This is a genomic window from Gluconobacter sp. OJA, assembly GCF_039638325.1.
In the GTDB taxonomy this organism is placed as follows: Bacteria; Pseudomonadota; Alphaproteobacteria; order Acetobacterales; family Acetobacteraceae; genus Gluconobacter; species Gluconobacter cerinus.
The window spans coordinates 765,178-777,221 of the sequence record NZ_JBDIWI010000001.1; the positions used below are offsets into that span (position 1 = coordinate 765,178).

The window sequence follows — 12,044 nt, forward strand, 5'->3', positions numbered from 1 at the left end:
CTCACGCGGTGGCTTGATGAAGGAAGCGGGACTATTATTCAAATGATAATTATTCGCAATAAGAATTTTTTGAAAAAATTATTGTTTTCGGGTGAGCATTGTGGGTGAGTAGGTTCAGGTTAAAATTTTTGACGATGAACTATGTTATTTTTCCGTAATTATTATTGCTTTCAATTTATATTGTAATATTTTTGATTTGAATGTGGTGGCAGTTTATTTTTATTTGCTCGAAAAAATATTTCTGGTATTCGTGAGTTGGGAATATTTTTTTATCGTGTAATTTACATAATTTCTGGGTAGTCTGGATGCGTTTCCTGATTGTTGGCGGAGCCGGCTTTGTCGGTAGTCATGTCGTTCTTGCTCTGCTCGATGGCGGTCACGATGTTGTCGTTCTTGATAACCTGAGTACTGGCCATCGTGCGGCTCTGCCGGACAGTGTTGGCTTTCACCAGGTCGATCTTCTGGATTTTTCCGCAACAGCTAAAATCGTTGCGCAAGGACCTTGGGATGGCGTGATGCATTTTGCGGCACTTTCAGTTGTCGCAGACAGCATGCGTGAACCCTTGCATTATTTACGTCAGAATTATCTAACTTCGTTAAATCTCATACAGGCCTGTATCGACAATAAAGTTAAGAAATTTATTTTTTCTTCGACCGCTTCACTCTTCGGTGGACCTGAGCGTTTGGAGCCTATTCCAGAGAATGCTGCTGTGCAGCCAGGATCCCCTTACGGTGAAAGCAAGTTTTTCATTGAGCGCGTTTTGCTTTGGGCAGATGCTATTTACGGCTTAAGAAGTGCGACACTTCGATATTTCAATGCTGCTGGGGCTGATCCAGCGGGACGTGCCGGCGAAGACCATAATCCCGAAACACATCTTATTCCATTGACTATCGATGTAGCATTGGGGCGGCGTCCTGCGCTTAAGCTTTTTGGGATGGATTACCCTACCCGGGACGGTTCCTGTATTCGCGATTATATTCACGTTACCGACCTTGCTGATGCACATATCCGTGCGTTGTGTCAGCTCGACACCCGAAGCGTGGCTTATAATATCGGCACTGGGCGTGGGTATTCAAATTTGGAAATTATCCAGAGCGTAGAGCGGGTCAGTGGGAAGAAAGTCCTATGGGAGGCTGCTCCTCGTCGTGGAGGAGATCCTGCAATGCTTATAGCGAATTCTAATACGTTCCGAAAAGAAACCGGCTGGACACCGAGGGTTAGTGATCTCGACAGTATTGTTGATACGGCCATGCAATGGCGGAAAAAACACCCATATGGGTATGAAAATTAAATGAATTAGAAAATTGTAAATTTTATAATTAACTTTATTATGCAAGAACTTTTAAAATCATATCTTGTAATTCTGAGGGATGTATTTTGGGATTATTGCAAAGTTTCTCACTTTTATGAGTGTTGTAGGAAAGAGAAATAAAAGGCGTTGACCGTATTTTTGAAGGCGTAACGTATCCCGGAATTGACGGGCGATGGTCGCCGAAAAATATGAGATGTGCGGGGCGCCCACAGTCACGCAATGTACGGTCCAGATTCCCCAATAAAGCGTCACCATTTCGAGCGTGGCGTTCCCAGGCCGTTAGAGCATCTGGGGCATCCAGGCGGCCTGCGTCCCATGGGCCATGATTTTCCATGGTCACGACGTAAATCAGTTCCGGCTTTTCAGCCGACACGATGCGGTCGTGAAGGTATTCACCGATTGCTTTGTCGCTGATGTAGGGGCCGGCTGTTTCAGCGTGTACAAAATCATCTGGGCCGACGAGTGTGGTAAAGCCTAACGCAGGCATCAGGCGATCTCGACCGTAAAACCTGAGATCGTGAGGGTGGACGAAAAGCCGTTTTTCATAAAGGGCTGCAAGCCGATTTGGTAACCCAAAGGTATGCTCATCCTGAGCTGTAAGAAAGGGGTCAAAGGCTCGAAAACCAAGCTCCTCCTCACTGCGCCCACAGAGCACAGCATATTCCGTGCGCATTGTGTATGCGCCGAAACCGCTGACGGAGAGCGCCCCATAGTGGTCGGAATTTTTCTTTAGTCGCTCAAAGTTATGGAGGGGAGCAAGTGGATGGTTGGGAACTAGATCTTTAGGATCTGCAAAGGACTCACACTGTACGATGATCAGAAAAGGGGCTGGATCTGTGTCTGCTTTCCGCGCGGGCAGTGGCTGGGCAGGCGCCGGTGACGGTGTTGCTCGCCATCTGAGCGTGTAAATGAGCAATACCGGAAGTAATCCGCATTGCACGATGTCTGCTTCAAGATTGGGCCGCAACATAACATTGGAACGCCAGTAAAATTTCCAGCCAGCACTGAGGCCCAGGAGAGAGATCAGCAGTATCAGCAACCCGGCGAAATGAGCTGTAAGTGCAGTAGAAGAAAATGCGATGACGCATCCGAAGACAAGCAATGCAGCAGGTATTAAGATAATCTTCAGAAAAGTCGGGATCGCATCAAGATAAAAGCGTGGATAACGCAGGAATGAGGCAGCGACCGCCAGGTCAGAGAAAACTAAGGGTTCGCCCAACACTCGAAACTTGATGTTGGAAGCAATGACAAGGGCTAGAAACAATGCGTCCGTGAGAACGCAGGCAACCCAAAAGCCCCCTGTCAACGCAAGTGTTGCGCCGTAAAAAGTCAGGATAGACAGGGTATGAAGTGTGTATCCGCGCCAGCCACTGCGATCTGGCCGAATGAATCTGTCAAATAAGATCGAAAATACGACCGTGCAGCAAAGGGAGAACAGAAAGTTCTTCACAGAAACGACGCAGAAAAAAGATAAATCATGAATTCGAAATCGGCTTTCGGATGCAGCAGGCTTTCAGTTAGAAAGCATGTCTATGAGATTTCATCCATCAAGCACAGGCTCTACGATTGACTCGGTCTTGCTCAGGCGACCGCCAAGGGCCGAGAGCAAGGATGTTGAACTGGGATGTATCTCCTCATTCTCTAGCAAAAATCCAGGTCATTCTGCTGCATCGATCCTGCATGACATCCTGCGTGCAAAGATTGGGGGAGCTTTCTGGTTGCCGTCAGTAGTGCTTTCCGCTGAGCGCAATACTCTCCTGTCGCTGCCAGCAGACGCGGCTCTTGCCTGGAGTTTGTGGAAGCATGTTACGGCTCAGGTAGATGCACGGAAAGTCGTCGTTATTTCCCAGCATTTGCATCATGCCGATGCGATCAGAGCCGCAGGCGGCCATGTTGTGTCTCAGGTGGACCCGCACAGCATGCTTGAACAGGTTGATGAAGTCTGGACAACGGGTCGGGACGACGTAGCGCTTCTAGGTGCAGTTTATGGTCGGTTAGTGAGAATATGGTCTCCTGAAGAAGGCGGGGCCGTATTTTCCGAAACAATGGCTCTCGAATGGCTGACACGGGCCATTTCCTGGCGTAGCCCGTTCGATGGCAGGTCAATCGATCTAACCGAAGCGGTAAGGATCGTTTCTGACGACCGTCGTGCCTGGGAGCGGACGCGGGATGTGGCGGTCTGCGTTGGCATGGCATGGTGGAAACGCGAGCGTATTCGCGAGTTTTTCAACGTGAGCCGGAAGAGGATATTTTTTCGGCATTCCATGTATGGCGCTTTAAGCGAAGCGCAACGTCGCAAAGGAATAATTGCTGCCTGGTCCAGCCGTATCCCGTCTGGACTGAAAAATAAGGCAAAGGCTCAGGGTGTGGGCATTTGCCAGGTTGAAGATGGCTTTCTGCGGTCTGTCGGGCTCGGAAGTGATCTTCTCCCTCCCTGTTCTATCGTGCTCGATCGGTCGGGTATCTATTTTGATCCTTCTCGCCCCAGTGATCTTGAAAAGATCCTGATGGAGACTTCTTTCGATGACAGCCTGCGGGCTCGCGCTCGCCATTTGATTGACACACTCGTAGCGCGGAATGTCTCCAAATACGGGAGTACGGCTGACGTTGGTTCCTTGCTTTCACGTCCTGCCGGGAAGACGGTTATTTTGGTGCCGGGGCAGGTCAGTAACGATCTATCCATCCGGTTGGGCTGCGGGGACGTCAGCGACAACCTCTCCTTGCTTCGTAATGTTCGTGATCGGATGCCCGATGCGCATATTGTTTTTCGTCCTCACCCGGATGTGGATGCAGGTCATCGCCCCGGTGCAGTCAGAGATGATATCGCCCTGCAGTATGCAGACGAGATCGTACGAGGTGGCCCAATGGTCTCTTTGATTGCTCAGGTAGACGAAGTTCATACCATGACGTCGCTTGCAGGCTTTGAAGCGTTGTTACGGGGGCGCGCGGTGACGACTTATGGAAATCCATTCTACGCAGGATGGGGGCTGACGTGCGATCTGGCTCCGAGCACCGGCCGTAGGGGACGAAAGCTGCAACTGGAAGAGCTTGTGGCAGGGGCGCTCATTCTCTATCCGCTTTATTTGGATCCGGTCACCCGAACACCCTGTGGTCCTGAAGTTCTTGTTGAGAGACTTTCAGACCCAACAATATGGACAACATCTTTCACTGTGCGTTTACGAAGATTGCAAGGTCGTTTACGTAGGAAAATGCAATATACACGCATGAGGATCTGGCCGAAATGAAGGCACCGGGCGATAGCCACTTCGGCAAGAAACATCTCAAACCTCTAAAAACGCGGCATTTCCTGTTTCTACAGGGATTGATGGGGCCGTTTTTTGAGCGCGTCGGAGAAGCCCTGCTGGCGGATGGCTACAAGGTCTCCAAAATTAACTTCAACGGCGGAGACAAGCTTTTCTGGCGCCTCCCAGGTGGTGTGGACTATCGGGGAAGCCTTGAAGACTGGCCTGATTTTCTGCGCAACTTCATTGTGCAACGCGAAATTACGGATGTCGTTATTTTCGGAGACTGTCGCCTGCATCACATGGCCGCAGCGAAGGTCTGTGAAGAGCTCCAGGTTCCGATGCATGTCTTTGAAGAAGGGTATCTCAGGCCGGACTGGGTGACGCTTGAACTTGGGGGCGTGAACGGCCACTCGCGTTTACCGCGCGATCCCGACTATTACCGCGTGGAGGCGCAATTGCTTCCTCCCCAACTGCCTCACAGGTCCGTGCCATCTTCTTTTCAAAGGCGTGCAGCGGAAGGTATTGCCTATAATACTGCTGACCTTCTTTTGAGATGGTATTTCCCGCATTGGACAAATCATCGTCCTTGGCATCCCCTTGTTGAGGGAATGGGCTGGCTGAAGCGGTTTTCGCGTCGTAAGGCTGTTACCGAACGTACGAAGAAAGTTCTGAGCAGGCTTGAGGCCTGTAAAGCGCCTTATATGCTCTTTCCTCTTCAGTTGGATGCGGATGCTCAGGTCCGTCTCCATTCGGGCTTTAGTGGCATGCAGGAGGCGATTGAATACGTCATTTCTTCCTTTGCGGCTCACGCACCGGCAAATATGCGGCTGATTATCAAGCAGCATCCTCTGGATAATGGTCTGCGCGATTGGCGGCATATTATTGCGTGCTCCGGGCGCCGTCATGGAGTGCTCGGGCGGATAGGCTTTATCGAAGGGGGTGACATTGCCTTGCTGGTCAAGCAGGCTGAAGGCGTCATCACAATCAATAGTACGACTGGTACATTGGCTCTGGCAGAAGGTATTCCGGTTATTACGCTGGGGCAGGCCATCTACAATATTCCCGGCATTACATACGAGGGAACACTCGACGCATTCTGGAAGACCCCGGAAAAGCCGGATATGGAGCTTTTCGCGGCATTCAGGCGCGTTCTGGTCGAATACTGTCTTGTCGCCGGTGGCTTTTTCTCAGACGAAGCCATGTCCAAGCTGGTGCAAGGTGTCGTGGCAAAGCTTGAACGACATTCGCCTCAACTGTTTCAGACACGGGCGACTGAGGAAGGGCATGAATTCTGGCATGGAATGAGCCGTCCGCTCTTACGTCTTTCAGAAAAGGTTGCGGACGCAGTAGGGGCTCCTGAGTGAAGGAAAGTCAGGCAACATCTCCGTTTCTTCTTGATATTTCACGCCTTCTTTCCCGTTCGGGAGCGAGTGTACCAACGGGCATTGATCGGGTCGAGCTGGCCTATGCGCGATACCTGTTGGCTCATGTATCAGAACAAACGCGCTTTTGTGCCATGCACCCAATTGGTGTGATGGGAATGATTGACCAGGCCACGGCGCGGCGGTTCATACAGGCCCTGGAACTTCAGTGGGGACAATCTGGTTCCGGTCGGCCGGCCGCGCGCCTATGCGGTGCGATTAATCGTGGCCTGTTCTGGCATCGGCCTGCGGCAATGGCTCCTGGCACAATATACCTTAATGTTTCACATCATCATCTGACACGCCCTAAAGTGGTCGGTGCCTTTCTCAAGCAGACAGGTGCTCGGTGCGTGGTGATGATTCATGATCTTATTCCGATAGACTACCCGGAATATTCTCGCCCGAGAGAGCCCGCGCGGCATGAAATCCGTCTCAAGACAGTCGCACATTATGCTGATTCCATTATTGTACCGTCGCACTACGTGAAGGAAACGGTCTGTCGACATCTGAGGGAACTCTCAGTCGATATTCCAGTCCACGCAGTTCTTCACGGGGTCGATGCTCCTCACCTCCATACACGCACGATGGAACTGGACGCATCAATTCGCGATCAGCTCAAAGGACGACCCTATTTTGTATGTTTGGGCACCATTGAGCCACGTAAGAACCATCTTCTCTTGCTCAATGTTTGGCGTCGTCTTGTTGAACAGGCACCATCCTCGGCCCCTGTACTGGTAATCGTAGGAAAGCGTGGCTGGGAGAACGAGAATATTCTTGATCTTTTAGATCGCGCACCAGCCCTCAAGGGACACGTCATTGAGTGCCAGTCATTGCCTGACACGATGGTTCAAACCCTTCTGAAAGGCAGCTCCGGGCTCCTGTTCCCATCATTTGTCGAAGGTTTCGGGCTTCCACTTGCGGAAGCTTTGTCGCTGGGCGTGCCTGCGCTTTGTTCCGATATTCCAGTTTTACGAGAGGTCGGAGGATATGCGGCGAGCTATCTCGATCCTCTGGACGGGCCGGCATGGTTGGACGCGATTATGCATTACGCTGCTTCGGGGTGTGACAGGACAGACCATACGTTACAGACAGAAAGCTTCTGCACCCTTTCCTGGGAAGAGAGCGTAGCGCAAGCACTTTCACTGATACAGTAATCTGAAAGTATTTATCGAAATTCCATTTAAAATAACTGCTAGATGACTGGTTTTCTATCGCGGGCGATCACCCATCCAGCAGGGTTTGGTAGAATTTCTTCATGCGTCGTGCATAGGGTTCAATAGCAAAGTCCTGTGCACGTTTCCGGCCTGAAGACGAAAGAGCCGCCCATAATGCATCGTCTTGGTCGAGCGTTTTAATGCCTCCAGCCAATGCTTCTACGTTTGTGCTGTCTACAAGAAGCGCTGAAGTTCCTGAAATTTCCTCTGTTGCATGCCCCAGGCTCGTCAAAACGGGGGTGCCTAGAAGCATGGCTTCCAGAATAGGCAGACCAAAGCCTTCCGCCAGAGACGGAAAAGCGACGCATCGTGCTTCTCTGATGGCGCGAACTAAGGCCGGGCGGCTGCACCAGGGCAGGATCCGCACGCGCTCAGGAACTGGATGATGCTTGAGGGCATGAAGCTCTTCTGCTCCCCCAAATCCTAAAGCGCCGATTATGGTCAACGGGCGAGTTGTTCCAGAGCGACCATGGGCTTCGATCAGTCGTCCAACATTTTTGCGACGTTCAATCGTGCCGAAGTAGAGAAAACCGTCTTTTGGACAAGGAGCCTCGACAGTCAGCGCTTCAGCCATGAGGTCTGTTGGAAACGAAACCGATTGAGACAGCATGCTGATTTTCTCCGGAGGTAGTCCGAAGAAACGGATCAGATCCTGCCGGACCGCTTCTGAAACCGTGACAATGGCATCAGCATTGTCACACCAGAATTTCAGACGTCTATGAAGGCGCTTGACCGGAGTGTCGCTGAACTCAGGGTGGAGCAGTGGAATAATGTCGTGGATCGTCACGACATTGGGAATGCCTGGCCACCGCAGGGGAACCGGATAGGTCCAATGCATCAGAGCCGGTGGCACGTCAGCTTTTATGGAAATCGGCCTATGAAGCGTCCGGTCCCTTATTTCGGCTGTTCGATAAAGGTCGTGACCAATATAGCCGTCACCTGTCTGCTGGACGCAACTATTGGGCCAAGTGCTACGGACGAGGCGTTTGATTTTCCGGGGAAAGTTATGAACATTTGCGTGCGTGGCCATGTCATCATGTAGCCACGCCGGGCGAATGCCTGCCTCGTTGTAGGCTTCTCCCAAAGTCGCTGCGTATGTTGCAACGCCCGTACCACCAGCACGGCCCGTATTGCGGGTATCAAGTCCAATCCGCATTGGTATCAGGGAGAGCGCCCGGTCTTGGTGTGGAAAATCCGATCCCAGACATCGTTGCTTACCGCGAAATTTTTTTCTGGCGCAGCGTAATGATGAATGAGGTGGTGACGACGCAGTTTGCGAAGAATGCCCCGCTTTGGTCGATACTGATGACAGGCGTAGTGAACAAGATCGTAGACAATATAGCCCGCGAGAAAGCCGAGGAAAAATGTGGTGCCGTTATGGCCCCCTAAAAAATGCGCCAAAGCCCAGAGCAAGCCTGCAAGGGGAAGGCTGACGGACAGGGGCATCATGTTGCGGAGCTTCTCTCCGGGCTCGTCATGATGATTGCCGTGGATCAGGAAGATAAATCGCTTGCCAAGCTCGTGCGAGAGATCGAGGTGGAAAAGGAAACGATGACCCAGGTATTCAAAAAAAGACCAGAAGATGAGGCCCATAAGGAACAGGGCTACAAATGGAGCCACCGCCATCGGCATACAGTCCAGACAGACAAGGGAAAATATGACGACCCAGACCGGGATGAAAACTGACAACGGCATATATGTAAGCCGTTCCAGCCAGTCATTTCTGAAAAGCCTCAATGACACTCGGCAGAATTCCCCTGAAACCTTTGTTGTCTGTGCTGAATTCCCTCTTTTTTCGGAAAACAGAACGCGTTGATCCATGCGATCATATCGATGTTCTCAAGACACGCATAGTAATGTTTGAGCTTCAAACTGAAGGATGTGCCCTTCCTGCACCAGCTCAGCAGGTTAACGAAGGCTTTCAAACTAGTCAGACCACTCAACTTGGTTCCAAACATTTCTGAAGAAGTGGTTTGTTTGAACGAACACATCTTCAGATTTCGTAAAACGTCAGAAATTTACGAAGGTTTTTTTCAAATTTCAGGTCGCAAGACGTAGTTTCTCGATACATCCCGCATGTGATCATTGCTCTGACGCTGCCATTGGAGCGAGTTCACCTGGAGCGTCAAATCTGTTCATCATTCTGAGGTTACGATGAGCATGGGGCTGCTTGTCGTATGGAAATATGGCTTTTTTAGCGATCTATAATTTTGGCCAAATGAAGTTCCTGCGGCCGAAGCGCGCAGGACATCCATCAACGGCAAACATTGTCGCTGAAGTAATCGGTTGCCCTTTTGAAGATTACAAGATCGTCGGGACAATGCCGCCTTCGCACCTGATCGCAGCACCATTGGTAACGGCGCCGAATGGGCTTGAAAGCAACGCAATCTGAGCTGCAATTTCCTCCGGATGGATGAGGCGCTGGAGAAGGGAAAGGGGGCGCATTGTTTTGAAGAATTCTGCTTCCCGCTCTTCTTCTGACGCGTCCTTGTTCGTAACAGCCGCCTTGATGAAGGCCGTACTGCCTTCGGATTTTGTTGGGCCCGGAAGAACGCAATTGACGGTAACGCCGGTTCCCTTGGTTTCTTCAGCCAGGCCGCGTGATACAGCAAGCTGCGCTGTCTTGGTCATGGCATAGTGAATGGTGTCTCCCGGTGTCACGACGCCGCATTCGCTGGAGACAAAGATGATGCGTCCCCAGTTCTGCGCAATCATGTTTGGGAAATAGTGCCGGGAAAGCCGGACGCCACTCATGATATTGACTTCGAAGATATGGCTCCATTCTTCGTCCGCGATATCGGCAAAAGCTTTGGGTTCAAAAATGCCAAGGTTGTTGATCAGGATATCAACGGAGGGGACGGCTTCAACCAAAGCTGCAACTCCGGCCTGTGTTCCGGCATCAGCCTGAACGGCACGAACCTGCGTTGGTGCATTCAATTCTGCCGTGGCTGCATCCAGCTTTGACTGGCTTCGACCGCAAATGACGACATTGACGCCCTCCGCCACGAAACGCTTGGCAATGGCCAGTCCGATCCCGGACGTTGAGCCAGTAATCAGAGCGGTTTTACCTTTAAGGTTCAGATCCATGGTGACCTCGCATCTATTGTTTTGTTTAATTTGAGAGAGTGCTGAAAAATTCGCTGGCTTAATCTATGGAACCACGGACCTCCCTGAGACCGCTGCGTTTCAAAGCTGCAAGCGCGATGAAATACACTGCCAGACCGCCTGCCGAGAGCAGTGCGCTTCCGATACCAAGTGAGCCATAACCAAGCTGCCGCCCCAGAAGCACACTCCCAAGAGAGGCGCCCAGAGCGTTGGCAATATTGAAAGCCGAATGGTTAAGGGACGCAGCAAGTGTTTGTGCGTCTTCTGCAAAGTCCATAAGGCGCGTTTGCAGGGCTGGACCAAGAGCATTCACAAAGGCTGGGATAAAGAAAACATCTGCCATCAGGCCAAGTGGATTGTGCATGACGTAAGGGAACAGAAGCATCACGAAAATGCTGCCTGACAGGGCCAGGATAATGGCAAGATTGATGTTTCGATCAACAATCCATGCGCCAACGTTGGTTCCGGCCAACATGCCGCATCCCCAGATGACCATGTAAAGCATGACCTCCCATTCGGGCACATGCGTGACGTTTTGCACGACGCTCGTCAGATACGTGTAGATTGCAAACATTCCCCCAAAGCCGATCGCCGCGGTCAGAAGCGTTAGCAGAACCTGCGTATTTCCGAGGGCTTTTACTTCTCGCAGAGGGGAATTTTTCCGGTTCGGTACGTCGGCTGGAATATAGCGCAAAACACCCAGGAATATGACGAAGCCCAGACTTCCAATAATGAGATAGGCAATGCGCCAGCCGAAATGATTGGCGGCAAACGTGGAAAATGGTGCGCCAATCAGGGTTGATATCGCAATGCCGGACAGCACACGGCCGACAGCCCAGCCTCTATGCGAGCGCTCGACCATAGAGGCCGCGATGAGCGCAGATATGCCGAATAATGCGCCATGCGGGAGCCCTGTGATGAAGCGCGCCACTTCAATCAGGCCGGGGGTGGGCATGGCGACGCTCAGGGCGTTTCCAAAACAGAATAGCAGCAGGAGAACGAGCATCAGTTCCCGGCGAGAGAGGCGTGCTCCAAGGATAGTGATAAGCGGGGCGCCAACGACGACACCGAGCGCATAGGCCGTAATCGCATGACCAGCATCTGCGGGTGTGAGGCCGAGAGATGCTGCGAACTCGGGCAGCATGCCCATAATGGCGAATTCGCCTGTCCCGACTACGAACGTCCCGAAAGTCAGGAGAAGGAGGGCGGCAGTTCTACCATGAGGAGGCGCAACCAGAGGCGCGCTTCCTTCAGGATGCAGTGTCTCTGAGGGCATGGAGTGATCCAGTGTTGATGGTCTTCAGGATGTCAGGGCTTTTGAGGCAACACGAGCAATAGCAATATCGTCTTCAGAGCTGGCACCAGATACGCCGATGCCTCCAATCACCGTACCGTCAGCAGACTTCAGGACGATCCCGCCGCCAAAGCTTGTCAGGCCGCCATTCGTATTTTCGAGCGAATATGCCTGCCCGTCTGGATGCGCGATTTTGGCGAAGTCGGCGCTGTCCATCTGGAACAGGACGGCAGTTCTTGCCTTTTTTTGACTGACATCAATCGAGCCAAGTGGCGTCCCGTCCATGCGTAAGAAAGCCATGGGCCACGCTGCCATATCCACGATGGAGATGCAGACTTTCAGGTTGAGCCTTTCGGCTTCCTGGACCGCAGCCTGAAGCATGGTCTGTGCAAAGGACATTTTCATGGGGAGAGAACCTGTCTTTCTGAAGAAAAAGTTACTGCGTCAGTCCC

General features: G+C 51.7%; 10 protein-coding genes. 4 read left to right on the plus strand and 6 right to left on the minus strand.

Annotated features, from left to right (window positions below):
- Positions 1-305 precede the first annotated feature (305 nt).
- The gene (gene galE / locus ABDK75_RS03535) at positions 306-1,292 is read left to right on the plus strand and encodes a UDP-glucose 4-epimerase GalE (protein WP_346004992.1); all 987 of its coding nucleotides are present in this window, start codon (positions 306-308) and stop codon (positions 1,290-1,292) included.
- Positions 1,293-1,329: 37 nt separating this feature from the next.
- Here the strand turns inward: galE and ABDK75_RS03540 are convergent, their stop codons facing one another.
- Positions 1,330-2,763, minus strand: a complete 1,434-nt coding sequence (locus ABDK75_RS03540; protein WP_346004993.1) for an LTA synthase family protein — start codon at positions 2,761-2,763, stop codon at positions 1,330-1,332.
- 268 nt (positions 2,764-3,031) lie between these two features.
- Between ABDK75_RS03540 and ABDK75_RS03545 the strand changes: the two genes are divergently transcribed.
- From ABDK75_RS03545 to ABDK75_RS03555, 3 genes are read left to right on the plus strand one after another with little or no spacing between them, the layout of a single operon-like run.
- Positions 3,032-4,558: a hypothetical protein gene (locus ABDK75_RS03545; protein WP_346004994.1), complete on the plus strand. Its 1,527-nt coding sequence runs from the start codon at positions 3,032-3,034 to the stop codon at positions 4,556-4,558.
- The gene (locus ABDK75_RS03550) at positions 4,555-5,922 is read left to right on the plus strand and encodes a capsular biosynthesis protein (RefSeq protein ID WP_346004995.1); all 1,368 of its coding nucleotides are present in this window, start codon (positions 4,555-4,557) and stop codon (positions 5,920-5,922) included. Before ABDK75_RS03545 ends, ABDK75_RS03550 begins: the two co-directional genes overlap by 4 nt.
- Positions 5,919-7,133, plus strand: coding sequence for a glycosyltransferase family 1 protein (locus ABDK75_RS03555; protein ID WP_346004996.1), 1,215 nt, complete (start codon positions 5,919-5,921; stop codon positions 7,131-7,133). Before ABDK75_RS03550 ends, ABDK75_RS03555 begins: the two co-directional genes overlap by 4 nt.
- A 67-nt stretch (positions 7,134-7,200) precedes the next feature.
- Here the strand turns inward: ABDK75_RS03555 and ABDK75_RS03560 are convergent, their stop codons facing one another.
- From ABDK75_RS03560 to ABDK75_RS03580, 5 genes are all read right to left on the minus strand, one after another.
- Positions 7,201-8,349 (minus strand): glycosyltransferase family 1 protein, encoded by a 1,149-nt coding sequence (locus ABDK75_RS03560; protein ID WP_346004997.1) that lies wholly within the window; start codon positions 8,347-8,349, stop codon positions 7,201-7,203.
- 5 nt (positions 8,350-8,354) lie between these two features.
- Positions 8,355-8,888, minus strand: a complete 534-nt coding sequence (locus ABDK75_RS03565; protein WP_346004998.1) for a sterol desaturase family protein — start codon at positions 8,886-8,888, stop codon at positions 8,355-8,357.
- 606 nt (positions 8,889-9,494) lie between these two features.
- Positions 9,495-10,280: an SDR family oxidoreductase gene (locus ABDK75_RS03570; protein ID WP_346004999.1), complete on the minus strand. Its 786-nt coding sequence runs from the start codon at positions 10,278-10,280 to the stop codon at positions 9,495-9,497.
- A gap of 58 nt (positions 10,281-10,338) precedes the next feature.
- A complete protein-coding gene (locus ABDK75_RS03575; protein ID WP_346005000.1) occupies positions 10,339-11,574 on the minus strand; it encodes an MFS transporter in 1,236 nt (411 codons plus the stop codon).
- Positions 11,575-11,598: 24 nt separating this feature from the next.
- The gene (locus ABDK75_RS03580) at positions 11,599-11,997 is read right to left on the minus strand and encodes a heme-binding protein (protein WP_211496727.1); all 399 of its coding nucleotides are present in this window, start codon (positions 11,995-11,997) and stop codon (positions 11,599-11,601) included.
- Between the last annotated feature and the right edge of the window lie 47 nt (positions 11,998-12,044).

Excerpts from the sequence above, each read along its gene's own strand:
- ABDK75_RS03580 (WP_211496727.1), bottom strand. The coding sequence starts at position 11,997 with ATGAAAATGTCCTTTGCACAGACCATGCTTCAGGCTGCGGTCCAGGAA.
- ABDK75_RS03570 (WP_346004999.1), bottom strand. The coding sequence starts at position 10,280 with ATGGATCTGAACCTTAAAGGTAAAACCGCTCTGATTACTGGCTCAACG.
- galE (WP_346004992.1), top strand. The coding sequence starts at position 306 with ATGCGTTTCCTGATTGTTGGCGGAGCCGGCTTTGTCGGTAGTCATGTC.
- ABDK75_RS03550 (WP_346004995.1), top strand. The coding sequence starts at position 4,555 with ATGAAGGCACCGGGCGATAGCCACTTCGGCAAGAAACATCTCAAACCT.
- ABDK75_RS03575 (WP_346005000.1), bottom strand. The coding sequence starts at position 11,574 with ATGCCCTCAGAGACACTGCATCCTGAAGGAAGCGCGCCTCTGGTTGCG.
- ABDK75_RS03565 (WP_346004998.1), bottom strand. The coding sequence starts at position 8,888 with ATGCCGTTGTCAGTTTTCATCCCGGTCTGGGTCGTCATATTTTCCCTT.
- ABDK75_RS03560 (WP_346004997.1), bottom strand. The coding sequence starts at position 8,349 with ATGCGGATTGGACTTGATACCCGCAATACGGGCCGTGCTGGTGGTACG.